Origin of the sequence: Burkholderia sp. B10 (genome assembly GCF_004368385.1) — a bacterium.
Lineage (GTDB): Bacteria > Pseudomonadota > Gammaproteobacteria > Burkholderiales > Burkholderiaceae > Burkholderia > Burkholderia vietnamiensis.
The window spans coordinates 1-25,496 of sequence record NZ_PQMX01000051.1; the positions used below are offsets into that span (position 1 = coordinate 1).

Annotated in this window: 19 protein-coding genes; 10 read left to right on the forward strand and 9 right to left on the reverse strand. The window is 69.4% G+C overall.

What is annotated here, in order from left to right:
* The 5 genes from C3Y15_RS22395 to C3Y15_RS22415 form a co-directional block, all read right to left on the reverse strand.
* Positions 1-1,423, reverse strand: a 1,423-nt coding sequence (locus C3Y15_RS22395) for an efflux transporter outer membrane subunit (protein ID WP_124260213.1), incomplete at its 3' end; no start/stop codon positions are given.
* Complete coding sequence (locus C3Y15_RS22400) at positions 1,420-2,358, reverse strand: HlyD family secretion protein (protein ID WP_059604359.1); 939 nt, start codon at positions 2,356-2,358, stop codon at positions 1,420-1,422. The genes C3Y15_RS22395 and C3Y15_RS22400, both read right to left, overlap by 4 nt.
* Positions 2,359-2,360: 2 nt before the next feature.
* Positions 2,361-2,573, reverse strand: a complete 213-nt coding sequence (locus C3Y15_RS22405; RefSeq protein WP_011879627.1) for a DUF1656 domain-containing protein — start codon at positions 2,571-2,573, stop codon at positions 2,361-2,363.
* A gap of 34 nt (positions 2,574-2,607) precedes the next feature.
* Positions 2,608-4,752 carry an FUSC family protein gene (locus tag C3Y15_RS22410; protein WP_059453398.1) on the reverse strand — a complete coding sequence of 715 codons (2,145 nt, stop codon included), beginning with the start codon at positions 4,750-4,752 and terminating at the stop codon, positions 2,608-2,610.
* A complete protein-coding gene (locus tag C3Y15_RS22415) occupies positions 4,749-5,228 on the reverse strand; it encodes a MarR family transcriptional regulator (protein ID WP_011879625.1) in 480 nt (159 codons plus the stop codon). Before C3Y15_RS22415 ends, C3Y15_RS22410 begins: the two co-directional genes overlap by 4 nt.
* 365 nt (positions 5,229-5,593) lie before the next feature.
* On the opposite strand from C3Y15_RS22415, the gene C3Y15_RS22425 reads away from it, so the two are divergent.
* The 9 genes from C3Y15_RS22425 to C3Y15_RS22465 all read left to right on the forward strand — a co-directional run bounded on the left by C3Y15_RS22425 (position 5,594) and on the right by C3Y15_RS22465 (position 16,835).
* Positions 5,594-7,006, forward strand: a complete 1,413-nt coding sequence (locus tag C3Y15_RS22425; RefSeq protein ID WP_124260215.1) for a PLP-dependent aminotransferase family protein — start codon at positions 5,594-5,596, stop codon at positions 7,004-7,006.
* Positions 7,007-7,131: 125 nt separating this feature from the next.
* Positions 7,132-8,103 (forward strand): hydroxyectoine utilization dehydratase EutB, encoded by a 972-nt coding sequence (gene eutB, locus C3Y15_RS22430; RefSeq protein WP_059453395.1) that lies wholly within the window; start codon positions 7,132-7,134, stop codon positions 8,101-8,103.
* Between the two features lies 1 nt (position 8,104).
* A complete protein-coding gene (locus C3Y15_RS22435; protein ID WP_124260216.1) occupies positions 8,105-9,109 on the forward strand; it encodes a cyclodeaminase in 1,005 nt (334 codons plus the stop codon).
* 10 nt (positions 9,110-9,119) lie between these two features.
* Positions 9,120-10,328: an ectoine hydrolase DoeA gene (doeA, locus tag C3Y15_RS22440; protein WP_011879621.1), complete on the forward strand. Its 1,209-nt coding sequence runs from the start codon at positions 9,120-9,122 to the stop codon at positions 10,326-10,328.
* Between the two features lie 4 nt (positions 10,329-10,332).
* On the forward strand, positions 10,333-11,370 hold the full coding sequence (gene doeB, locus C3Y15_RS22445; RefSeq protein ID WP_011879620.1) for a N(2)-acetyl-L-2,4-diaminobutanoate deacetylase DoeB: 1,038 nt from the start codon (positions 10,333-10,335) through the stop codon (positions 11,368-11,370).
* 13 nt (positions 11,371-11,383) lie between these two features.
* Positions 11,384-11,854, forward strand: coding sequence for an Lrp/AsnC family transcriptional regulator (locus tag C3Y15_RS22450; RefSeq protein WP_011879619.1), 471 nt, complete (start codon positions 11,384-11,386; stop codon positions 11,852-11,854).
* Positions 11,855-11,977: 123 nt separating this feature from the next.
* Positions 11,978-13,456 (forward strand): NAD-dependent succinate-semialdehyde dehydrogenase, encoded by a 1,479-nt coding sequence (locus C3Y15_RS22455; protein ID WP_124260217.1) that lies wholly within the window; start codon positions 11,978-11,980, stop codon positions 13,454-13,456.
* A 31-nt stretch (positions 13,457-13,487) separates the two neighbouring features.
* The gene (locus tag C3Y15_RS22460) at positions 13,488-14,882 is read left to right on the forward strand and encodes an aspartate aminotransferase family protein (protein WP_124260218.1); all 1,395 of its coding nucleotides are present in this window, start codon (positions 13,488-13,490) and stop codon (positions 14,880-14,882) included.
* A gap of 240 nt (positions 14,883-15,122) precedes the next feature.
* Positions 15,123-16,835 (forward strand): methyl-accepting chemotaxis protein, encoded by a 1,713-nt coding sequence (locus C3Y15_RS22465; RefSeq protein ID WP_124260219.1) that lies wholly within the window; start codon positions 15,123-15,125, stop codon positions 16,833-16,835.
* A 335-nt stretch (positions 16,836-17,170) separates the two neighbouring features.
* Here C3Y15_RS22465 and C3Y15_RS22470 read toward each other — a convergent pair whose 3' ends face one another.
* The 3 genes from C3Y15_RS22470 to C3Y15_RS22480 form a co-directional block, all read right to left on the reverse strand.
* Complete coding sequence (locus C3Y15_RS22470) at positions 17,171-18,556, reverse strand: MFS transporter (protein WP_124260220.1); 1,386 nt, start codon at positions 18,554-18,556, stop codon at positions 17,171-17,173.
* 441 nt (positions 18,557-18,997) lie between these two features.
* Positions 18,998-20,707 carry a dihydroxyacetone kinase family protein gene (locus C3Y15_RS22475; RefSeq protein WP_124260221.1) on the reverse strand — a complete coding sequence of 570 codons (1,710 nt, stop codon included), beginning with the start codon at positions 20,705-20,707 and terminating at the stop codon, positions 18,998-19,000.
* Positions 20,708-20,952: 245 nt separating this feature from the next.
* Positions 20,953-21,843 carry a LysR substrate-binding domain-containing protein gene (locus C3Y15_RS22480; protein ID WP_034194411.1) on the reverse strand — a complete coding sequence of 297 codons (891 nt, stop codon included), beginning with the start codon at positions 21,841-21,843 and terminating at the stop codon, positions 20,953-20,955.
* A gap of 153 nt (positions 21,844-21,996) precedes the next feature.
* On the opposite strand from C3Y15_RS22480, the gene C3Y15_RS22485 reads away from it, so the two are divergent.
* Positions 21,997-25,047: an FAD-binding and (Fe-S)-binding domain-containing protein gene (locus tag C3Y15_RS22485; RefSeq protein ID WP_124260222.1), complete on the forward strand. Its 3,051-nt coding sequence runs from the start codon at positions 21,997-21,999 to the stop codon at positions 25,045-25,047.
* Positions 25,048-25,142: 95 nt separating this feature from the next.
* Here the strand turns inward: C3Y15_RS22485 and C3Y15_RS22490 are convergent, their stop codons facing one another.
* The gene (locus C3Y15_RS22490) at positions 25,143-25,445 is read right to left on the reverse strand and encodes a hypothetical protein (protein WP_014726284.1); all 303 of its coding nucleotides are present in this window, start codon (positions 25,443-25,445) and stop codon (positions 25,143-25,145) included.
* Positions 25,446-25,496 lie beyond the last annotated feature (51 nt).

A 25,496-nucleotide genomic window follows, 5' to 3' on the forward strand; every position in this document is an offset into this window, starting at 1 on the left:
CCTCCCACCCCCCGCCGAGCGCGAGGAACAACCTGACCTGATCCGCCGCAACCTGCCCCTCAGCCGCCGCGACCTGCGCGCGCACGCTCGTCAGCGTGCGCGTCGCATCCAGATCCGAAATGAACGACTCGCGCCCGGCCATATAGAGCCGGTGCGTTTCGTCGGCGGAACTGCGCGCCGATTCGTAGGCCGTGCGCAGCGCGTCGGTGCGCTGCACGTCGGCCGCATAGGTCGCGAGGCTCGACTGCGTTTCGCGCAGCGCATTCAGCACGACGCCGTCGAAGTGCGCGAGCGCGCCGCCGGTCGCCGCTTCGGCTTCGCGCACGCGCGCACGCTGGCCGTTGATCGGGAACGCCCAGCTGATCAGCGGCCCGAACGACCAGCGATTGGTGGTCGACGAGAACAGATCGGCGGCGACGCCGACCGAACCCGCGGATAACCCGATGCTCACGGACGGATACAGCGCGGCGGTCGCCACGCCGATGCGTGCCGTGGCAGCCGCGAGCTGGCGCTCGGCTTCGCGAACGTCGGGACGGCGGCGCAGCAGCGCGGCGCCGTCGCCGATCGGGATCGGTTGGCGCAGCTGCGGCAGCCGATCGCATTCGGCGACGGCCTTCGGCAGATCTGCGGGCGCTCGCGCGAGCAAGGCGGCGAGCTGGTATTGCGCGATCTTGCGCCGGCCTTCGAAGCGCGGGATGTCGGCCGACAGCGTGCGTACCTGCGTGACGCCGCGCGTCACGTCGGTCTGATTGCCGCGTCCCGCGTCGCGCAGCCGCTGCGACAGCTTCACGCGCTGCTGCTGCAGCGCGAGCGACTGCTTCGCGATCGCGAGTTCGTCGCCGGCGGAGCACGACTCGACGTACGCCCGCACCACGTCCGCGACGACGGTGATGCGCGCGAGGTCGGCCGCCGCCTGCACCGCGTCGCTGTCCGCGTGCGCGGCCTCGACGCCACGCCGCAGCTTGCCGAACAGATCGAGCTCGTACGACACGTTGATGCCGACCGCGCCTTCGTTGACGACCGGCAGCTTGTTCTCGAGCAGATACTGTTCGGCCGATTCCTGCGCGCGTTGCACGCCGGCTTCCGCGTGGCCCGAGAAGCCGCCCTGTTCGTTGGCGACCTCCAGCGCCGCGCGCGAGCGCGCGAGGTTCGCTGCGGCGACGCGCAGGTCGGTGTTCGATTTCAGCGCGCTCTGCACCAGCGCATTCAGCACCGGATCGTCGTACAGCTGCCACCAGTTGCCGGGCACCGCATCGCGCGAGACGAGCGCGCCGTCCGCATCGTCGAGCGCATGGTTCGCGAGCGGCGCATTCACGTATGCGTGCTGCGGCAGCGCGTAATCGGGGCCGACCGACTTGCACGCGCCGAGTGCGAGCGCGAGCGGCGCGAGCGCCGCCGCGAGGCGCAGCCCATGCCGCTTCATTGCGATGCTCCGGTCGCGCTGGCCGCGGCGGGCGCCGGTGCCGGCCGCGTCGTGTCGTCACGGCGTGCGTCATGCGAGCGCACCGCGACGGTCGCGGTGCGGCCCGCGATCATCCGGAAATCGTCCGGCACCTCGTCGAGCACGACGCGCACCGGCACGCGCTGCGCGAGCCGCACCCAGCTGAATGCCGGGTTCACGTTCGGCAGCAGGTTCGCGCCCTGCGTGCGGTCGCGATCCTCGATCGCGGCGACGATGCTCTGCACGTGGCCGCGCAACGGATGCGGCTCGCCCATCACGACGATGTCGACCGGCTCGCCGATATGGATGCCGCGCAGCTTGGTTTCCTCGAAATAGCCGTCCACGCGGAACGAGTTGCGATCGACGACCGACAGCACCGCACGGCCGGCCGCCACGTATTCGCCGGTGCGCGGCGCGCGGTCGTTCAGATAGCCGTCGACCGGGCTCACGATCGTGGTGCGCTGGAGATTCAGTTTCGCGGTATCGAGCGACACCTGCGCATCGGCGACGGCGGCTTCGCCCTGCTCGACGCGCGTGCGGCTTTCCTCGACCTGTTCGCTCGCCACCAGATTGCCGAGCTGCAGGTTGCGCGCATATTCGCGCTTCGCCTGGGCGAGCGTCGCGCGGCGCTGCGCGAGGGTCGCTTCGGCGAGGCGTTGCGCGAGCGTGTAGCGCGCCTGATCGATCACGAACAGCACCTGGCCGCGCTTGACCTCCTGGTTGTCGGCGACCTGCACCGACGTGATGAGGCCGGCCACGTCCGGCGCGACCTGGATCACGTCGGCGCGCACGTGCCCGTCGCGGGTCCACGGCGAGAACATGTAGTAATTGATGATGCGCCACAACACGAGGGCGGCCACGACGACGACGATCAGCGTGAGCAGGATCTGTCCTGCCGAGTACCAGGTTTTTTTCACGATTAGCTAGCCACGAGATGGTGAGACACGACCACGACGGCGGCAAGCACGAACACGTAGATGCCGAGATCGAAGATCGAACGGTGCCAGACGAGGCGGTAGAAGCCGACGCGCTCGAGCAGCGCGCGTACGACGATGTTGATCAGATACGCGATCAGCATCAGCACGAGGGGAGCCGGCACGAATACGCCGAAGATGTCGATTTCGCCGATCATGGTCGCGCTCGGAAGGACGGGTGGGAAAGCCGGATCATGCGCGTGCTCCGTCCGCCGTGGCCTGCGGCGGCTGCGCGGCCGCAGCCGGATACAGCGACAGCCGCAGCCCGACGAGCGCGTGCAGCGTGTTGCGCAAGCGCCGGTGCGCGGCGCGCGACGTCGGTGCCGCAGGCGTCGCGCCGGCCTCCGCCGCGCCGGCCGACGCGGCGTGCGGCCGCGTGCGGCCCGCCACGCGCCGCAGCGCATCGTCGATCGACGCGAGCAGCGCGGGCGGCGCCGGCTGTCGTGCGTTGGCGGCCGCGCAGCGCGCGTAGTGATCGGTGACGCCGGCCAGCACGCGGTCGATCGCATCGGGTACGTCGCCCGACAGTCTGCGGCGCGCGCGGCGCAGGTCGAGCGCATTCAGCGCGATGCGCAGGTCGCGGAAGCTCTCGATCGACGGATGACGATGATCGTCCGACGCGCCGAGCCGCGGCAGCAATTGCGTGACGCGATCGAGCATCCGCGACGCATGGTTGCGCTGGTCGTCGAGCGGCTGCGTCGACGCGGAGCGCGCGACGTCCTCCCAGCCCGAGCGCAGCAGCCGTCGCACGGCGAGTTCGGCGCCGAACGGCCGCGTCGCGCGCGTCCACAGATACGCGAACAGCAACCCGGCGACACCGGCGAGGTTGCTGTTCAGGAACACGAAGAAGTCGGCGTCGTACGCGCTCTGGATGCTGATGAAGGTCGCCGTGTTGACGGCGACGAGCATCGTCACCATGTTGAACTGCGGGCGCGGCAGCAGCGTGCCGATCAGGATGAACGGGCCGGCGAACATCAGCACGAGCATCGCGAAGTCGTGCACGTGCGGCAGCACGGCGAACAGGTACAGGCCCGCGAACACGACGCTCGCGGCGGTCGCGAGGAAGAACTTGAACACGAGCGGTGCGGGCTCGTCGAGCGCGGCGAAGAAGCTGCACGCGACGGCGGCCAGCGTGACCGCGCCGGCGCCGTCGTGCCAGCCCGACGCGATCCACAGCCAGCACGCGAACACGATCGCGCCGGCCACGGTGAGCGTCGAGAACAGCATCATCCCGCGATCGAAGAAACGCTCGGTGCCGCCGAGCCGCCAGTGCCTGAAACGCGGCTGCCAGATGCCCGACTCGTTCGCGATCAGCGCGCGCAGCGAACGGCAGTCCTGCCAGATGTCGATGACCTGACGCAGCCGCCACAGCGCGTTCGACAGCAGCGCGCCGTCCCAGCTCGCGAGTGCGCTGTCGGGCGGCTGCAGCGCCGCGATGCGCGCGCGCAGGTCGTCCGCGGCCGGATCGTGCGCCATCTCGCCGCCGGTGTCGGCCTTCACGGCCGGCAGCGGCGCATCGAACCACTTCGCGGCGTCGGCGAGCAGCGCGTCGAGCCCGGGCGGGCGCACTTTCAGTTCGCGCATCAGCGCGACGAGCGGGTCGGCCAGCGACGACATCAGCGGCAGGAACAGCTGCATCCGGCCCGCGAGTGCCTGCGCGCGCTCGAGCACGCGCGGATGCGCGTGGTCGTAGCTCAGCTGGCTCAGCAGAAACTCGAGGCCGGTGATGGTGGCGGCGAGGCGCTGGCGGCACGCGGACAGCGCCTTGCCCGCGAGATGCCCGGACAACGTCTCGCGCCCGTAGAACGCGGCATCCTTGAACCACGCATCGGTGCGTTCGATCAGCGTCGGCGCGAGCCGGTTCGGGAACACGGTGCTGCCGACCACGCTCGCGCACACGATGCCGAGCACGATCTCCTCGGTGCGGGCGATCGCGACGTCGAAGATCGTCGACGGATCGGCCACCGTCGGCAGCGCGATGAGCGGCATCGTGTAACCGGCCAGCATGAACACGTAGCTGCGCGCGGTGCGGTCCGAGATCGCGAGGTAGAGCAGCGTGCCGCACCACGTCGCGACGATGATGCTGAACAGGATCGGCGTCTCGACGAACGGCGGCACGAACAGGATCGCGGCGGCTGCGCCGAGCGCGGTGCCGAGCGCGCGATACAGCGCCTTGGAACGCGTCGCGCCGACGAACGGGTTCGACACGATGTAGACGCTCGCCATCGCCCAGTACGGACGCGGCAGCTGAAAATACAGGCCGAGGTACAGCGCGAGCATCGACGCGGCGAACGTCTTGCCCGAGAACAGCCAGTCGCGAAGGCTCGGAAAGGTCATGACGCGGAACTGGCGGATTGCGGCGCGCCCGGTGCCGGGTTCGGCACGTCGGCCGCGTTGAACGCATTCAGCACGCGCAGCGTGGCCTCGAGGTCGGCGCGCGACACGCCCTTGAGCACCTGCGCGCGCAGCACGCGCAGGTCTTCTTCCATCTTCGCGGTGACCGAGCGGCCGGCGGCCGTCAGCGAGATCGTTTTCGCGCGACGATCGTACGGGTCCTCGTCGCGCCGCGCGAGACCGGCCGCGCACAGCTGGTCGAGCAGCCGCACGAGCGACGGCCCCTCGATGCCGACGTGTTCGGCCAGCGTGCCCTGGCGCACGCCTTCGCCCAGGCGCCCGGCGATCAGCAGCGGCGTGGCGCAGGCCTCGGACACGTTGTACGCGGTCAGCACCGCGTCGCTGGTGCGGCGCCACTTGCGGGCGCTGAGCACCAGCAGGCTGCTGACGGCGAGGCGGAGATCGGGCAGATTCGTCATGCACGAGATGATAGGGGCAAAGTAATTCGATAGCAAACTACCGTTTTTGTCATGCGGATGTCTTGCAGCTTCAGTGCATCGGCCGCGCAACGGCCGTCCAAAGCCGCGGTGCGCCGACCGACGAAGCTCCGGTTCGCGAGCCGGTGACAAGCGGGTGGTGCGGTGCCGCATCGCCCGACCGATCGATTAGTCGTACCGCTGGTGTCGACGTGCGCCATGGCGGTGCAGGACACCGGGCACGCGCCATGCGCGATGTCGCGCGCGGCACGCGACACCCGCGCCACACCGCACGCAATTGCACTAGGACAATATTTTGAGGGTGTCTTTCTGAGCGACCATGCACAGGCAACGACGGAGACATCGAGATGAGACGGACCGAGGTATCTGCGCGCTGGCACGAAGCGATCGGCGCGGTGCACGGCATCGAGTCGAAATACAAGCGGCTCGTGAAGGCGATCGCCGCCGACATCGACAGCGGCGCGCTCGCCGCGGGCGCGCGGCTCGCGCCGCAGCGCGACGTCGCCGCGAGCCTCGGCGTCAGCGTGCAGACGGTCACGAACGCCTACAAGGAACTTGAAAGGCAAGGGCTGATCCGCTGCGAAGTCGGCCGCGGCAGCTTCGTCGCCGCGCGCGTCACCGAATCGATGTCGAACTACATCCTCGACACGGCCGAGCGCGAGCTGGTCGACTTCTCGATCGCGCGGATCGTCCATACGCCCGAGCACGACGCCGCGTGGCGCGCCGTCTGCGCGGCGCTGGCCGATACCGGCGACCAGCCGTGGATCCGCTCGTTCCGGCCCATCGCCGGCCTCGATGCGCATCGCGAGGCCGGCGCCGCGTGGCTGGCGTCGCTGAACCTCGCGGTCGACCGCGAATCGCTGCTGATCACCAACGGGGCGGCGCACGGCATCTTCCTCGCGCTCGCCTCGATCGTCGGGCCGGGCGACACCGTGCTGTGCGAGAGCCTGACCGACCACGGCGTGATCGGCTCCGCGAACGTGCTCGGGTTTACGCTGAAAGGACTCGAGATCGACGAGCACGGCATCCGCCCCGAGCATTTCGAGGAGATGTGCGACGGCGAACGCATCAGCGCGCTGGTCTGCACGCCGACGCTGAACAATCCGACGGTGTCGGTGATGCCCGACTCGCGCCGCAAGTCGATCGCGCGCATCGCGTCACGCTACGGCGTCTACGTGATCGAGGACGACGTGTACGGCCCGTTGCCGGCCAGAACTGCCACGCCGATCGCGAGCCTGATACCGGAGCTCGGCTTCTACTGCACCAGCATGACGAAATCGGTGCTGACGGGGCTGCGCACCGGTTATCTCGCGATGCCGCGGCGGCTCGCGCTGCGCGTGGAGAGCGTGTTGCGCGTCAGCAGCTGGATGGCGACCTCGCCGATCGCGGAGATCGCGACCCGCTGGATCGTCGACGGCACCGCGCGACGGCTCGTCGAACTGCAGCGGCAACGGCTCGCGCTGCGCCAGGAGATGGTGAAGGCCGCGCTCGGCCCGTACATCCTCGGCGCGCATCCGAACGCGCTGTCGGCGTGGCTGCGCGTGCCCGACTACTGGCAGGCCGACCGGCTCGTGCGCGAGCTGCGCACGCGCAAGATCGCGGTGACGTCGCCCGACCCGTTCGTGGTCGGCGGCGCCGAGCGGCCGAACGCGGTGCGCGTGTGCATCGGCGCGGAGACCACCGACGCCGCGTGCAACGCGGCGCTCGAGACCATCGCGCGCGTGTTCGAACAGTATCCGCACGTGCACGACTTCCACTGAAGCGACGGCCGCGCCCGACGCCCGTCACTGATACCCGATACGCGCCGCACAATGTATCAGGACATTCGAAAGCGCCATTTGGAACATTAGACTGGATCGCACCATATCGATGAGGCGTGCGTTCCATGTCCTTCCTGTCGCTGTCCGACGTCTATCGCGCACGCCGACGCATTGCCGGGCATGCGTGCGTCACGCCGCTCGTCGGCTCGGCCGCGCTGTCGGCGCGGCTCGGCGTGCCGGTCCATCTGAAGCTCGAGACGCTGCAGCCGACGGGCAGCTTCAAGCTGCGCGGCGCGACCAATGCGCTCGCCGAGCTGGCCGCGCAGCACGTGACGCGCGTCGTCACCGCGTCGACCGGCAATCATGGCCGTGCGGTCGCGCATGCGGCGCGTGCGTTCGGTATCGAGGCGACGGTGTGCATGTCGTCGCTGGTGCCGGCGAACAAGGTCGACGCGGTGGCCGCGCTCGGCGCGCGGATCGTGATCGCCGGCGACAGCCAGGACGACGCGCAAGCCGCCGCGCGGCAGCTCGTGCGCGATGAAGGCTGCGTGTACGTGCCGCCGTTCGACGACCCGCGCATCGTCGCCGGGCAGGCGACGATCGGCGTCGAGATCCTCGAAGCGTTGCCGGATGCCGGCACGCTTGTCGTGCCGCTGTCGGGCGGCGGACTGTTCAGCGGCGTCGCGTTCGCGGCGAAGGCGATCCGGCCGTCGCTCGCGGTGATCGGCGTGTCGATGGCGCGCGGCGCGGCGATGCACGCGAGCATCGCGGCCGGTCATCCGGTCGACGTCGACGAACGGCCGACGCTCGCCGATTCGCTCGGCGGCGGCATCGGCCTCCACAACCGCTACACGTTCGAGATGACGCGCGCGCTGATCGACGAGATCGTCCTGCTCGACGAACCGGCGATCGCGCGCGGCATCGCGCATGCGTATCGCGAAGAGCGGCTGGTCGTCGAAGGCGCCGGCGCCGTCGGCATCGCCGCGCTGCTCGACGAGCGGATCGCGCGTCGCGATTGCGACGGCCCGATCGTCGTCGTCGTCAGCGGCGCGAACATCGACATGGGCGTGCATCGCCGTATCGTCTCGGAGCACTGACATGATTCCTCCCGTCACGCTGCTCGATCGCGCGCAACTGCGCACGCTGGTGCCGCTCGACGTCGCCGCGATCGACCAGATCGAAGCCGCGTTCGCGTCGCTTGCGACCGAAGCGGTCGCGATGCCGCCGATCCTCAATCTGGCGTTACCCGAGCGCCACGGCGAAGTCGACGTGAAGACCGCCTATCTGCCGCGCTTCGACAGCTTCGCGATCAAGGTCAGCCCCGGCTTCTTCGACAACCCGTCGCTCGGGCTGCCGAGCCTGAACGGGTTGATGCTCGTGCTGTCCGCGCGCACCGGCCTGACCGAAGCCGTGTTGCTCGACAACGGCTACCTGACGGCCGTGCGCACCGCGGCGGCCGGCGCCGTCGCCGCACGGCGGCTCGCGCGCGCCGATGCGCGCCGCGCGGCCATCGTCGGCGCGGGCGAGCAGGCGCGGCTGCAGCTCGACGCGCTGATGCTCGTGCGCGACATCACGCACGTGACGGTCTGGGCGCGCGATGCCGAGCGTGCGGCGCGATTCGCGGACGACGCACGCGTCGCGCACGGGATCGACGCGACGGTCGCGCGCTCGGTGCATGCCGCGCTCGCCGACGCGGACGTCGCGGTCACCACGACGCCCAGCCGCGAGCCGCTCGTGCATGCCGCCGATCTCCATGCGGGGCTGCACGTGACGGCGATGGGCTCCGACGCGCACTACAAGACCGAGCTTGCGCCGTCGGTGTTCGGCGCGGCGCGCTACTTCTGCGACCGGCTGCAGCAGACGCGCGTCGCCGGTGAGCTCGCGCATGCGATCGCCGCGGGCGCGGTCGCGGCCGATGCGGTGTTTCCCGAACTCGGCGAGGTGATCGCCGGGCGGCGCGAGGGCCGCACGCAGCGCGACGACATCACGATCTGCGACCTGACCGGAACGGGCGCGCAGGACACCGCCATTGCCGTACTGGCGCTGCAACGCGCGCGCGCGGCGCGGGCGGGCACGACTTTCCACAACGACCTCACGACTTGAGAGGAGACAGATGTCCGCAGTCATCGACACCTACGAAGCCGCGCCGCGGCTTGCGTTCGAGCGCAGCGAATATGCGGCGCGCATCGCGAAGACGCGCACGGCGATGCAGCGGGCCGGCATCGACCTGCTGATCGTCACCGATCCGACCAACATGGCCTGGCTCACCGGCTATGACGGCTGGTCGTTCTACGTGCACCAGTGCGTGCTGCTGCCGATGGAAGGCGAGCCCGTCTGGTACGGCCGCGCGCAGGACGCGAACGGTGCGAAGCGCACCGCGTTCATGACGCACGAGAACATCGTCGGCTACCCCGACCACTACGTGCAGTCGCAGGACCGTCACCCGATGGACTACCTGGCGAGCGTGGTGATCGCCGCGCGCGGCTGGAGCACGCTGCGCATCGGCGTCGAGCTCGACAACTACTACTTCAGCGCGGCGGCCCATGCGTCGCTGCAGAAGCATCTGCCCACCGCGCGCTGGGTCGATGCGACCGCGCTCGTGAACTGGCAGCGCGCGGTGAAATCGCCGCGCGAGATCGAATACATGCGCATCGCCGCACGCATCGTCGAACGCGTGCATGCGCACATCGTCGACACCATCGAGCCCGGCATGAAGAAGAGCGACCTGGTTGCGCAGATCTACGCGACCGGGATCGCCGGCGCCGACGGCCACGGCGGCGACTATCCGGCCATCGTGCCGCTGCTGCCGACCGGCGCCGACGCGGCGGCCCCGCACCTGACCTGGGACGACTCGAGGTTCGCGCGCGGCGCCGGCACGTTCTTCGAGATCGCCGGCTGCTATCGCCGCTATCACTGCCCGCTGTCGCGCACAGTCTATCTCGGCAAGCCGCCCGCGCATTTCATCGAAGGCGAGCGCGCGGTGATCGAAGGCATCGAGGCCGGCCTGGCCGCCGCGAAGCCCGGCAACGTGTGCGAGGACATCGCGAACGCGTTCTTCGCGGTGCTGCGCCGTGCGGGCATCGAGAAGGACAGCCGCTGCGGCTATCCGATCGGCGCGAGCTATCCGCCGGACTGGGGCGAGCGCACGATGAGCCTGCGCCCCGGCGATCGCACGGTGCTCGAACCCGGCATGACGTTCCACTTCATGCCGGGACTGTGGCTCGACGACTGGGGGCTCGAGATCACCGAAAGCATCCTGATCACCGACACCGGCGTCGAGACGTTCTGCCGTACGCCGCGCAAGCTGTTCGTGAAGGAGTAGAGCGATGCGCGCCTCTCCGATCACGCCGACCGTCGATTTCGATGCGGACGGCGTACAGCATGGCTTTCTGAAACTACCTTACTCGCGCGACGATTCCGCGTGGGGCGCGATCATGATTCCGATCGCCGTCGTGAAACGCGGCGACGGGCCGACGGTGCTGCTCACCGGCGGCAATCACGGCGACGAATACGAAGGACCGGTCGCGCTGTCGAAGCTCGCCGGCTCGCTGAAGGCGGCCGACGTGACCGGACGCGTGATCGTCGTGCCGTTCATGAACTACCCGGCGTTTCGCGCGGGCCGCCGCACGTCGCCGATCGACGCGGGCAATCTGAATCGCAGTTTCCCCGGTCGGCCCGATGGCACCGTCACCGAGAAGATCGCCGATTACTTCCAGCGTCACCTGTTGCCGCTCGCCACCCACGTGCTCGACATCCACGCGGGCGGCCGCACGCTCGACTTCGTGCCGTTCGCGGCGATGCACGTGCTGGAGAACCGCGAGCAGGAGGCCCGCTGCGAACGCGCGATGCGCGCGTTCGGCGCGCCGTATTCGATGCGCATGCTCGAACTCGACAGCGTCGGGCTGTTCGACACGGCCGCTGAGGCGGCCGGCAAGGTGTTCGTGTCGACCGAGCTGGGCGGCGGCGGCACGTCGACGGCCGCGAGCGTCGCGATCGCCGAGCGCGGTGTACGCGGCTTTCTCGAACATGCCGGCGTGCTCGCGAAGCGCGACGATGCAAGCGCGGCGGTGCGCGCCGCCCCCCGCACGACCACGCTGCTCGACATGCCCGACGGCTCCTGCTTCACGACTAGCGAGCATCGCGGGCTGCTCGAGATGTGCCGCGATCTCGGCAGCGAGGTCGAAGCGGGCGACGTGCTCGCGCGCGTGCACGACATCGACCGCACGGGCGTCGCGCCGGTCGAATATGTCGCGCGGCGGCGCGGGCTGCTCGCGGCCCGGCATTTCCCTGGGCTCGTGCAGGCCGGCGACACGATCGCGGTGGTCGCCGACATCGTCGAGCGAAACGTCCCGGTGGGCGTGTAGGAGCGCGCGCGACGTGATCAAGCTCGACCGATACGACCTGGCGATCCTGCGCATTCTCGAACGCGACGGCCGCATCACGAAATCGCGGCTCGCCGAAGCGGTGAACCTGTCGATCTCGCCCGCATGGGAGCGTGTACGCAAGCTCGAGGAAAGCGGCGTGATACGCGGCTATCGCGCGGACGTCGACTGGGTCGGCACGTTCTCGGGCAGCCGCATCGTCGTTGAGGTGACGCTGTCGCGTCACACCGCGCCCGACATGCGGCGCTTCGAGGCGCGCGTGAGCGCCGCGCCCGAAGTCGCGCAGTGCTATGCGACCGGCGGCGGCGTCGACTACGTACTGCACGTGGTCGCACGCGACATCGATCACTACCAGCGCTTCATCGATGCATTGCTGATGGACGACCTCGGCATCGAGCGCTACTTCACGTACATCGTGACGAAGGTCGTCAAGTGCGACGCGGGCGGCGCGCCGGACTGGCATTGAAACTTCGCGCGGACCGAGCTCAATACGGAAAAAACCGCAAGAACGGCGCGCCGAAACCGAATATTTCGCATCCGTCGGCACGACAGAATGAAGCTCGTGACCCACCCAACGAGGAGACGCAGCATGCTGCCCGGACACCCGGTCCTGTTCAAGTCGATGTGCTATGTCGACGGTCGCTGGATCCACAGCGACAGTGCCGCGACGCGCGCCGTCGTGAATCCCGCCGATCAGTCGGTGATCGGTCACGTGCCGATGCTCGAGCGCGCGCAGATCGTAGGTGCGGTCGACGCCGCGCAGCGCGCGTTCGGCACGTGGCGCTGGACGCCGCAGGCCGCACGCAGCGCGGCGCTGCTGCGCTGGCACGCGCTGATCCTGCGGCATCTCGACGATCTCGCCGCGCTGCTGTCGCTCGAGCAGGGCAAGCCGCTCGCCGAAGCGCGCGGCGAGATCCGCTACGCGGCGAGCTTCGTCGAATGGTTCGCGAACGAGGCGAAACGCGCCGCGGGCCGCACCATCCCGACACATATCGACGGCGCACACCTCGGCACCGTGATGGAGCCGGTCGGCGTCGCCGCGTTGATCACGCCGTGGAATTTCCCCGCGGCGATGATCACGCGCAAGGCGGCCGCCGCGCTCGCGGTCGGTTGCACGGTAATCGTGAAGCCCGCGCACGAGACGCCGTTCTCGGCGCTCGCGCTCGCGCAGCTCGCCGACGAGGCCGGCTTCCCGGCCGGCGTGTTCAACGTCGTGCTCGGCGAGCCGCAAATGGCGATGGAGGCGCTCGTCGGCGATGCGCGCGTGCGCGCGGTGAGCTTCACCGGCTCGACGCGGGTCGGCCGGCTCGTCACCGAGACGGCGGCGAAAGCCGGCATTCGCAAGATCGCGCTCGAACTGGGCGGCAATGCGCCGTTCATCGTGACCGACGATGCCGATCTCGACGACGCGGTGCGGATCGCCGTCGGCGCGAAGTTCCAGACGTCCGGACAGGATTGCTGCGCGGCGAACCGGATCTTCGTCACGCGTGCGCTGTACGACGCGTTCGTCGGCCGCTACGCGAGCGCCGTGCGCGCGTTAAAAACAGGACCCGCGTTCGAGCCCGGCGTCGACGTCGGGCCGCTGATGCATCAGGCGGCGTTCGACGCGACCGTCGCGCGCGTCGACGACGCACGCGCACGCGGCGCGCGCATCGTCGCGGGCGGCCGGCCGCATGCGTTGGGCGGCTGGTTCTACGAGCCGACGGTGATCGCGGACGCCGCGCCGGGCATGCGCGTGTACGACGAGGAAAACTTCGCGCCGATCTCGGCCGTGTGCGCGTTCGACACGCTCGACGAAGTCGTCGCGCGCGCGAACGACACCGAGTACGGGCTGGCCGCCTACGTATGCGCGACGCGCATCGACACGATCTTCCAGCTCGTGCGGCGGCTCGACTTCGCGATGGTATCGGTCAACGGCGTGAAGTTCACCGGCGCGCCGATTCCGTTCGGCGGGATGAAGGCGTCGGGCCTCGGCCGCGAAGGCGGCGTCGAGGGCTTCGAACCGTTCACCGAAACCAAGTACTTCTGCCTCGGCAATCTCGGCCTGCCCATCGCGGCGACGGCCTGACATCCATACGACCCAATTCAAGGAGCACATCATGAATCAATCGATCGACGCACTGCTGCGCGCGGACCGCGCCCATTTCATGCATCCGTCGACGCACGCGTACGACCACGAAAGCGGCGCGCTGCCGGGCAGGATCGTGCGCGGCGCGCACGGCATTCGCATCGAGGACCACGAGGGCCGGCGCTATATCGACGCCTTCGCTGGGCTCTACTGCGTGAACATCGGCTACGGCCGCACCGAAGTGGCCGATGCGATGCACGAGCAGGCGAAGCAGCTCGCGTATTACCACACGTATGTCGGCCACGCGTCGGACGCGATCATCGAGCTGTCGTCGCGCATCATCGAATGGGCGCCGGCGGGGATGAAGAAGGTCTACTACGGGATGTCCGGTTCCGACGCGAACGAGACGCAAGTGAAGCTCGTCTGGTACTACAACAACGTGCTCGGCCGCCCGAACAAGAAGAAGATCATCTCGCGCGAGCGCGGCTATCACGGCTCGGGCATCGTGACGGGAAGCCTCACCGGGCTGCCGAGCTTCCATCAGCATTTCGATCTGCCGATCGACCGCGTGAAGCACACGGTATGTCCGCACTGGTATCGCAACGCGCCGGTGGGGATGAGCGAAGCGCAGTTCGTCGCGTACTGCGTCGACGAGCTCCAGAAGCTGATCGCGCGTGAAGGCGCCGACACGATCGCCGCGTTCATCGCGGAGCCGGTGATGGGCACGGGCGGCATCATCGCGCCGCCGGCCGGCTACTGGCCCGCGATCCAGGCCGTGCTGCGCCAGCACGACATCTTGCTGATCAGCGATGAAGTCGTGTGCGGGTTCGGCCGTCTCGGTTCGAAGATGGGCGCGCAGCATTTCGGCATCGAGCCGGACCTGATCACCGTCGCAAAGGGACTGACCAGCGCCTATGCGCCGCTGTCGGGTGTGATCGTCGGCGACAAGGTGTGGGACGTGATCGCCCGCGGCTCGCAGGCGCACGGGCCGATGGGGCACGGCTGGACGTATTCGGGCCATCCGGTGTGCGCGGCCGCCGCGCTGGCGAACCTCGCGATTCTCGAGCGCGAGAATCTCGTCGGCAACGCCGCCGAAGTGGGGGCGTATTTCGGCGCGAAGCTGCGTGACGCGTTCGGTGCGCATCCGCTCGTCGGCGAAGTGCGCAGCGTCGGGATGCTGGCCGCGCTCGAATTCATGGCCGACCGCGACGCGCGCACGCCGTTCGATCCGGCGCTGAAGATCGGCGCGCAGGTGTCGGCCGCCGCGCTGCGGCGCGGCGTGATCGCACGCGCGATGCCGCATGGCGACATTCTCGGGTTCGCGCCGCCGCTCGTGATGACGCGCGCGGAAGCCGACGAGATCGTCGGTATCGTGAAGGAAGCCGTGGACGAAGTGGCGGAGCGCAATCTGGCCGCCGTGTCGTGAGTTCGTTGCGGCCCTGGCCCTGATACGCGCCGCTGCTGCGCGCGAGACGACGCCGTCGCACGGGAGTGCGACGGCGTCGTTGCTTTTGGGTTCAGCCGGAGCGGGCTGCCGCTGTCCGCGCGTGTTCGCCAACCGACCCCATCACACGATTCGCATGCTGTCCGAAATTTTCCTTAAGCAAACGTGTGCGCGGCCGTAAACAACGAATAACAACAATCTGACATTGCTCCGAGGGCCAAAATGAGAGAGATGAAAGTATCCAGCCGCCTGATGCTGGGTTTCGGGCTGCTGACGATCCTGCTGGTGACCGTAGCCGCGACCGCGTTTTACGGCATGTGGCAACTGCATGGCCAGCTGGACACCATCGCGCGCGTGAACAACACCGAAGCGAAGCTCGCCAACCGGCTTCGCGCGACGATCCAGGATCGCGCGATCGCCGTCCGGAATCTGGCGCTGCTCACCGATCAGCAGGAGATGGCGCAGGAAGCCGAGCGCATCAAGAAGCAGGACGACATCTACGCGGATGCGTATCAGAAACTCGCGCGCATGTTCGCCAACGAACCGGCGACGACCGAGCGCGAGCGGACGCTGGTGGCCGCGCTCAAGCAGGACGAGGCGGCGGCCCAGCCGGCATTGCGCAAGGCGGCCCAGCTCGGCCTGAGCAACGACCCGGCGGCGGCCACCAAGGAGCTGATGGAGAACGCGAGGCCGCCGCAGCGTGTGTGGCTGGCGCGGGCGACGGAGCTCGCCAATTTCGAGGACGAGATGAACGAGCAGGCGAAGCAGGATGCGGCCGCGACGTACGCGAGCGTGCGTGCGCTGGTGGCTGCGATCGTCGGCGGTTCGCTGCTCGTCGCCGTCGCGACGACGATCGTCATCGCGCGCAGCATTCTGCGTCAGCTCGGCGGCGAGCCGTCGGTCGCGCAACACGCGGCGGCGCAGATCGCCGACGGCAACCTGATGATCGACCTGCCGGTCGCGCACGGCGATTCATCGAGCCTGATGTCGTCGCTCGATGCGATGCGCGCGCGGCTCACGACGATCGTGCAGGGCATCAAGGTGTCCGCGGAGTCGATCTCGCTCGCCGCCGCGGAGGTCGCGCAGGGCAACGTCGATCTGTCGCAGCGCACCGAGGAGCAGGCCGCCTCGCTGGAAGAAACGGCGGCGAGCATGGAGCAGCTCACGTCGACCGTCCGGCAAAACACCGAGAATGCGCGCCAGGGCAGCACGCTGGCGGCAGCGGCCTCGCAGACGGCCGCGTCCGGCGGCACCGTCGTGAAGCAGGTGGTCGGCACGATGGAAGACATCGCGTCCAGCTCGCAGAAGGTCGCCGAGATCATCTCCGTCATCGAAGGGATCGCGTTCCAGACCAATATCCTGGCGCTCAACGCGGCCGTCGAAGCGGCGCGCGCGGGCGAGCAGGGGCGCGGCTTCGCGGTGGTCGCCGGCGAGGTGCGCACGCTGGCGCAACGCAGTGCCGTCGCGGCCAAGGAGATCAAGGAGCTGATCGAGACGTCGGTGACGCACGTCGCCGCCGGCTCGGCGCTGGTGTCGAACGCCGGAACGACGATGGACGAGATCGTCCGCTCGGTCAGACGCGTGACCGACATCATGGGCGAGATCGCGTCCGCATCGAGCGAGCAAAGCACGGGGATCGAGCAGGTCAACGTCGCCGTCACGCAGATGGACGAGGTGACGCAGCAGAACGCCGCTCTGGTCGAGCAGGCGACGGCTGCGGCGCAGTCGATGGCCGATCAGGCGGACAGCCTGAAGGCGGCGGTGGCGATATTCAAGGTCGAGTCGAGGTCGCAGCCGGCGGCGGCTGCAGCGTCGGCGCCGGTCGCAGCGGCTGCGCGCACGCTGGCACGCGGCGCGAAGCGCCCTGTTCGCGAAACCGGCAAGGTCGGCAACGCACCGGCGCGAGTCGGAGGCGCGGATTGGGCGACGTTCTGAGTCGATCTGCAGCGCTGCGCATGAGGCGGGTGGCGCGCCTTCGGTGAGTCGTCGGTCATGAGGCCGTCGCGGCACGCCGTTCGTGAGGCCGTTGGCAGGTGCGGCGCCTACGGAGCCGCACGCGAAAGCGCCGACGCTTCGAAGCCTCGCCAAGCAACCGATGTTGACGGCCGCACATGCGCGATCGAAGCGGACGACCGCGCGATCATGCGCGCGCGGCGACGACATCGCCGATTCCGCCACAGCTGAAACGCAGATCGCCCGCCGTCCGGTGCCGGGCGGCGGGCGATTCGACGGTTACCGTTTATGGGAGGCGCTGCGTGCTCGGTCGCGCGTCAACGCGCTTGCCCCGGCACCGTGTCGCCGCGCAGCGAGCAGCCGCGCGTCTCGATCACCGCCGACAGCGCGACGAGCCCGACCGCGCACGCGGCCATCATGTAGTAGGCGGGGATCATCGTGTTGCCGGTCTTGCCGATCAGCCAGTCGTTGACGATCGGCGCGGTGCCGCCGAACAGCGACGTCGACACGTTGTACGCGATCGCCATGCCCGCATAGCGCACGTGGGTCGGAAACATCGCCGGGAACATCGCGGAAATGGTCGCGAGCTGCGGCACGTACAGCAGGCCGAGCACCGCGAAGCCGACGAATGCGCCGAGCACGCCGTGCGTCATCAGCGCGAACATCGGCACGGCCGCGACGAACAACCCGACGAGCGAGATCCACCACATCGTCTTGCGGCCGACGCGATCCGACAGCCAGCCGGCGAACGGCAGCAGCACCATCATCGCGAGCATGCCGAGCAGCGGAATCAACAGCGACAGGTTTTCGCTGACGCCGAGTTCCTTGTGCATGTAGGTCGGCATGTACGCGAGCAGCACGTAGTTGACGACGTTCAGCGCGACGACGAGCCCGCCGAGCAGCAGCAGCGGCCTCGCATACCGGACCAGCAGCCGGCCGAGCGGCAGCGCGGCGGCCGCGGCGCTCTGCTCGCGCCGCTGCGCCAGTTCTTCGAGCTCGCGGAACACCGGCGTTTCCTCGAGGCGCGAGCGCAGGTAGAAGCCGATCAGCCCGAGCGGCGCCGCGACGAGGAACGGCAGGCGCCAGCCCCAGGCGTGCATCGCGGTGTCGCCGAGCAGCAGCGCGAAGCCGAGCATCAGCAGCGCGCCGAGCGAAAACCCGGCGAGCGTCGCGAACTCGAGGAAGCTGCCGCACAGGCCGCGTCGCGCGTCGGGCGCGTATTCGGCGATGAAGGTCGCCGCGCCGCCGTATTCGCCGCCGGTCGAGAAGCCCTGCACCATGCGCAGCACGATCAGGGCGGCCGGCGCGAGCCAGCCGGCGCTCGCGTAGGTCGGCAGCACGCCGACCAGCAGCGTGGCGCCCGACATCGTCAGGACGGTCAGCGCGAGCACGCGCTTGCGGCCGAGGCGGTCGCCGAGCGGGCCCCAGAACAGGCCGCCGAGCGGACGGATCAGGAACGAGATCGCGAACGTGCCGAGCGCGAACAGCGTCGCGCTGGCCGTGCTGCCTGGAAACAGCGCGGCCGAAATATAGGCGAGCCCGTACGCGTAAATGCCGTAGTCGAACCATTCGGTCGCATTGCCGAGGGCCGCGGCCGCGATCGCGACGCGCGGCAGACAGTGCGGCTCGTCGCCGCGGGAAGCCGCGTCGTCCGCAACGGAAGCGGCCGCGGAAACGGAAGTCATCGATGGCACGTATCGCATGAGGGATCCTCGCTATCAGCATGCGCCCGGACGGGCGCCGACGAGGATCAAAGTAATCCCGCCAATTAGCGACGCCGGATGTCATAGGACGATGTGAGGATCGGGGTTTTCCCCGGGGGGAGCTGGGGTGGGGTGGTGATGCGAGGTGATGCGAGGCCCCCCGCGGCGCAGAGCGGGACCGCATGGCAAGGCATGGCCCGAAGCGGCACAACAATGCACAGCACGGCACGACATACCACGCGTCGCGCGCGCTTGCTGCGGCCCCCGTTTGCCGCATCCGCTTCACCCGCGACCCGGGCGACATGGCGGCCGATTCCAGCGACGCACCACGCGAGCGCGCCAGCCGACGACAACGACGCCAAACCGGGTGCGCCACGCCGCGCCCAGCCCTACCCCGCACGCGATGGCCGCAAACGCCCGCCCGCGGCGCCCGCGCCCCGCCTACCGCACGTGCGGCAGCAACGCGCGCAGCCAGTACGTGACGGCCACGGCGCCGCCGTCCGACGTACCGAGCGCGCGCGTGCCGAGATAGCTCGCCCGTCCCGCGCGCGGCGGCATGTCGGCCGTTTGCCGCGCGCCGTGTTCGGCGGCCTGCACGGCGGCCGCCCATGCGCTCGCGACGTCGTGGTCGTGATCGAGCGCGCGGCCGAACGCGTCGGCGGCCGGCACCAACGCGTCGAGCATCGTGCGGTCGCCCGCGCGCGCGCCGCCGAGTTCGCTGATCGCGTCGGCTGCGCCGCGCAGCGCAGCCGCCCAGTCGCGCGCGGACGGCGCGATGGGGTCCGACGCGTCGGCAAGGCGCCGCGATGCGCGCAACAACGCGCTCGCATAGAACGGTCCCGAACTGCCGGCGATCGCGCGCCGCAACGCGGCGCCCAACGCCGCAAGCGTAGCGGCCGGCGCGCCGTAGGCGGTGTCCGGCAGCGCGAGGATCGCCTGCGCGGCGCGATGCATGCTCGCGCCGAGATCGCCGTCGCCGGCCGCGGTATCGAGCTCCGTCAGCGTCGCTTCGTGGTCGAGCAGTGCTTGCGCGACCGCGCGCAGCGCCGGCTGCAAACGCGCAGCCCATGCGCTCGCGGCCGCATCGACCGGCTGGGGCGGCGGCTCGTGCGCGACCGGCGCGTCGATCCGTACATGCGGGTTCACTGCGCCGCCGCCGGGCCATGCGCGCGCCTGCGTCGGTGCGTCGAGCAGCACGGCGCGTTCGTCGTTCAGCCGCAGCAGCGAGATCGAGCAGCCCGGCATGTTCAGCGCCGACAGGAACGTGCCGGCCCAGGCGCGTGCGACCGTGATGCCGCGCCGGATCAGGTTGTCGTACGCGGCGCGCAGCACGATGGCGAGCTCCATGTCGGGCGTCGCGCCGAGGCCGTTGACCAGCAGCGCGACGCGTTCGCCGCGATCGAGCACGAGGTCGGCGACGATGCGCGACAGCAGCGTCTCGACCAGCGCGTCGGCCGGCAGCGGCGCGGTGCGTTCGACGCCTTTTTCGCCGTGGATGCCGAGGCCCAGCTCGATCTCGTGATCGGCGAGGCTGAACCCGGACTTGTCCGCGCCGGGGATCGTGCAGCCATCCAGCGCGACGCCCATCGTGCCGAGCTCGGCGGCCGCCTCGCGCGCGACGGCCGCGACGCGCGCGAGCGGCAGCCCGCGTGCGGCGGCGGCGCCGGCCAGCTTGTGAATCAGCACGGTGCCGGCGATGCCGCGCCGCTGGCCGCGCTCGACGACACCGCGCAGCGACACGTCGTCGGCGACGATCACCATCTCGACCGGGATGCCTTCCGCGCGGGCGAGTTCGGCGGCCAGCCCGAAATTGAGGCGGTCGCCGGTGTAGTTCTTCACCACCAGCAGCGCGCCGTTCGGCCCGGCGCTCGCGCGGATCGCGGCGAGCACGGCGTCGGTCGACGGCGACGTGAACACCTCGCCGCACACGGCCGCGCTCAGCATGCCTTCGCCGACGTAACCGCCGTGCGCGGGCTCGTGGCCGCTGCCGCCGCCGGACAGCACGGCGACCGGCCGGCGCGACGGCTCGGGCAGCGGCTGGCGCACGAGCACGTGCTCGTCGCCGAGGATCGCGACATGCGGCGACTGCCGCGCGATGCCTTCGAGCATTTCGCTAACGACATCGGACGGGAGGTTCACGAGCTTCTTCATGGCGAGGGTTCCTGACGGTGGTGCGCAGGGCGGCCGAACCGGGCGGTCTGCGGGCGGTTGATCGTACGCGGTGGGCGGCGGCAATGAAGCGCCGCCCGCCGCGTGACGTAGCATCCGAGCATTCGTAGCACGAATGTAACGAAAATGGCGTCGCTCAGGGGGCCTCGACGCATCGGTCGCATGCGCAGGCCGACGCCCGCATGGCGGCTCGCGCCGAGCGAGCGTGTCGTCGTCGGCACGATTTGTCAGCACGCTTTCAGCAGCCATTCGCGAAACGCGGCCAGCGACGGCAGCGTTTCGTTTTCCGGCGGATACACGAGATAGTAGCTGCGCCGGCTCGTGATCGCGTCGCCGATCGGCACGAGCTCGTGGCGGGTCAGTTCGTCTTCGACGAGCACCTTCGGCACCAGGCCGATGCCGATGCCGGCCCGCACGGCCTGGATCAGGTGCGACGTCAGCTCGAAGCTCGGCCCGACCCGCATGTCGCGATGATCGAGGCCGAAATGCGCGAACCACTCGGCCCACGCGTGCTGATTGCTGGTCACGCCCAGCAGCGTCTGGCCGGCCGCCCAGGCGGGCGCCCGCGCCTTGGCGTTGCGCTGCCCGGCAGCGGCCGGGCTGGCGATCGCGATCAGGAATTCGTTGGACAGCCGGTGCGCGTGCAGGCCCGGCCAGTCGCCGGTGCCGACCGTGATGGCCGCATCGACGTCGTCGGTGTGAAAGTCGATCGCGCCGATCCGCGAATGCAGATGCACCGTCACGCCCGGATGCGCGGCGTAGAAGCCGTGCAGATGCGGCAGCAACCATTTCGAACCGAAGGTCGGCAACGTCGCGAGCCGCAGCGTGCCGGCGCCGGCCTGATGCGACATCGCCTGCAGCGTCGCGCCGCGGATGCGCCCGAGCGCGCCGCTCACTTCGGCGAAGTAGCGCCGCCCGACCTCGGTCAGCTTCACGGAGCGGCCCTCGCGCCGGAACAGCGCGACGCCGAGTTGAGCCTCGAGCGTCTGCACCTGCCGGCTGATCGCGCTCTGGCTCAGCGACAGCTCGTCGGCGGCACGCGTGTAGCTCTCGTGCCGTGCGGCGGCTTCGAACACCAGCAAGAGCGACATCGACGGGGTCAGGCGGCGATAATTCATGAGTTTTATGCAAGCGTTGATGGGGCAGAATTCGTTTGTTCGTCGGACCGTTCCGCAAGATACTGGATTTCCCGCGCGCGTGGAAACTTGCTCAAAACTCATGGTTTTAATCGAGGCCGCGCAACGGCTCCCATCACTTTGCGCTGCCATTCCATGCCGATCGCTTCGTTGTCCCGTCCCGTCAGCCCGCTCGAGGCCCGTTACCGCGACTTCCTCGCCGCGCTGCAGGCTGGCGGTTTCGCCGGCGAAATCCGCGCCGACCACGCGAACCGCACCGTGCAGGCCACCGACAACTCGATCTATCAGCGCCTGCCGCAAGCGGTCATTAGCCCCGCGCATGCGGACGACGTGCGGCTGCTCGCGCGCGTGCTCGCGCAGCCCGAGCATCGCGGCGTCGCGGTGGCGGCGCGCGGCGGCGGCACCGGCACCAACGGGCAGTCGCTGACCGACGGCGTGATCGTCGACCTGTCGCGCAACCTGAACCGGATTCTCGAAATCAACGCCGACGAGCGCTGGGTGCGCGTGCAGGCCGGCGTCGTCAAGGATCAGCTCAATGCCGCGCTGAAGCCGCACGGGCTGTTTTTCGCGCCGGAGCTGTCGACGTCGAATCGCGCGACGATCGGCGGGATGATCAACACCGACGCAAGCGGGCAGGGCAGCTGCACCTACGGCAAGACGCGCGACCACGTGCTCGCGCTCGACTTCGTGCTGCTCGGCGGCGAGCAACTATGCAGCGACGCCGTCGACGAAGCCGAACTCGAACGCCGCTGCGCGCGGCAGGACCGCGTCGGCGACGTGTATCGCACCGCGCGCCGCATCCGCGACGAACAGGCGGCGCTGATCGATGCGAAATTCCCCAAGCTCAATCGCTGCCTGACCGGCTACGACCTCGCGCACCTGCGCGAAGCCGACGGCCGCTTCAATCTCAACAGCGTGCTGTGCGGCGCCGAAGGCTCGCTCGGCTTCGTCGTCGAAGCGAAGCTGAACGTGCTGCCGATCCCGAAGTACTCGGTGCTGGTCAACGTGCGCTATGGCGGCTTCATGGACGCGCTGCGCGATGCGCGAGCGCTGCTCGCCCATCGGCCGCTGTCGATCGAAACGGTCGACTCGAAGGTGCTGATGCTCGCGATGAAGGATTTCGTCTGGAGCAGCGTGGCCGAGTATTTCCCGCAGGACGACGGGCGTCCGACGCTCGGCATCAACCTGATCGAATTCAGCGGCGACGACGCCCATGACGTCGATGCGCGCGTGCATGCGTTCGTCGAGCATTTGCGCACCGATACGAGCGTCGAGCGCTTCGGCCATACGCTCGCGAGCGGCGCTGACGCGGTCAAGCGCGTGTACGCGATGCGCAAGCGCGCGGTCGGGCTGCTCGGCAACGTGCAGGGCGAGGCGCGCCCGCAGCCGTTCGTCGAGGACACCGCGGTGCCGCCCGAGAACCTCGCCGAATACATCGCCGAATTCCGCGCGCTGCTCGATGCTCACGGGCTGCAATACGGGATGTTCGGCCACGTCGACGCCGGCGTGCTGCACGTGCGCCCCGCGCTCGACATGAAGGACCCGAAGCAGGCGGCGCTGGTGCGGCCGGTGTCGGACGCGGTGGCCGCGCTCACGCAGCGGCATGGTGGCCTTTTATGGGGCGAGCACGGCAAGGGCGTGCGGTCGGAATACGCGCCGGCGTTCTTCGGCGAGCTGTATCCGTCGCTGCAGCAGCTGAAGGCCGCGTTCGATCCGCACAACCAGCTGAATCCCGGCAAGATCGCGACGCCGCCGCTGCGCACGCTGCGGCTGCTGAAGATCGACGAGGTGCCGACGCGCGGCGACCACGACCGGCAGATCGACGAGCGCGTGTGGCGCAGCTACGGCACCGCGATGCACTGCAACGGCAACGGTGCGTGCTACAACTTCGACCCGGACGACGCGATGTGTCCGTCGTGGAAGGCGACGCGCGAGCGCGTGCAGTCGCCGAAGGGGCGCGCCTCGCTGATGCGCGAATGGTTGCGCCTGCAAGGACAGGCGGGCGTCGACGTCGTCGCGGCGGCGCGTGTGCGGCAGCCGTGGGCGACGGGCATCGTCACGCGCTGGCGCAACAGCCGCGCCGCGCGCAACGGCGCAGCGGACTTCTCGCACGAGGTGTACGACGCGATGGCCGGCTGCCTCGCGTGCAAGTCGTGTGCGGGGCAGTGCCCGGTCAAGGTCAACGTGCCCGAGTTCCGCTCGCGCTTTCTGGAGCTGTATCACCAGCGCTATCAGCGGCCGCTGCGCGACTATCTGATCGGCTCGCTCGAATTCACGATGCCGTGGCTCGCACGCGTGCCCGCGCTGTACAACCGGATGATGGCGGCCGGGTGGGTGCGCACGCTGCTCGAGCGTCAGGTCGGCATGGTCGACAGCCCGCTGCTGAGCCGCTTCGATCTCGCGGCCGCGCTGCGGCAATGGCGCGTGCGGCCGGCCGATCCGCACGCGCTCGCCGCGCTGACCGACGCGCAGCGCGCGCGCAGTGTGGTCATCGTGCAGGACACGTTCACGCGTTACTTCGACACCGAGCAGTTGGCGACGCTGATCGAACTGGCCGCGCGCATCGGTTTCCAGGTATGGCTCGCGCCGCTCGCGCCGAACGGCAAGGCGCTGCACGTGCAGGGCTTTCTGCGCGCGTTCGAGCGGGCGGCGATCCGCAACGCGACGCAGCTCGCCGCGCTTGCACGCTCGGGCGTCGCGCTGGTCGGCCTCGATCCGGCGATGACGCTCACGTATCGGCAGGAATACCTGAAGGTGACCGGGCTCGTCGACGTGCCGCAGGTCGCGCTGCCGCAGGAGTGGCTGCTCGATGCGTTGCCGGAAGCCCGCGCGGGCCGCGCGTCGGGCGCCGCGTTTCGGCTGCTGCCGCACTGCACCGAGCGGACCAACGCACCGGACAGCGGCAGGCAATGGGCGCAGCTATTCGCGCGGCGCGGTATGCGCCTGACGGTCGAGGCGGCCGGCTGCTGCGGGATGTCGGGCACCTATGGGCACGAGGCGCGCAATCTCGCGACGTCGAAGGCGATCTATGCGCAATCGTGGGCGGCGCACGTAGATGGTTCCGCGGAACGAGGCGAGGCGCTGGCGACCGGGTACTCGTGCCGCAGCCAGGTGAAGCGCATGTCGTCGAAGCAACTGCGGCATCCGTTGCAGGCGTTGCTCGATCAGGTGCGAGCGGCAGACTGACGGGCGGACGGCGTCGCAGGCGCCGCCGACTGACGGGTTCGATCGGCCGCTCCATGGGCGCGGACGAGGACGCCGCTACCGGTGAATTCGATGCATCAGGAGCCGACCTTGACGGTCCTCCGCGCGCGCGGTTTGTCGCCGGCGGGAAACACCCCGCCGCCGCGCGGCCGCTTCGGCTCGATCGCCGTCTTGCCGATCACGTGCCGGAAATCGATCTCGTGCGCCGCGAGCGCGCCGATGAGGGTCGCGATGACCGCGAGGTGCGAAGGGACGGTGCCCTTGCTCGAATAGTTCGTGATGGAGCTTTCGTTCATCCGGATCAGCCGCGCGAATTCGCGCGCCGTCAGCTGCGCCTTCTTCAACTCCTGCTGAAATTCCGCATACGCCATTGCACACATGTCACTTCATCTCCGCAAAGCCTGAACCGGCCCGCGCGGCACCGGCGCGAC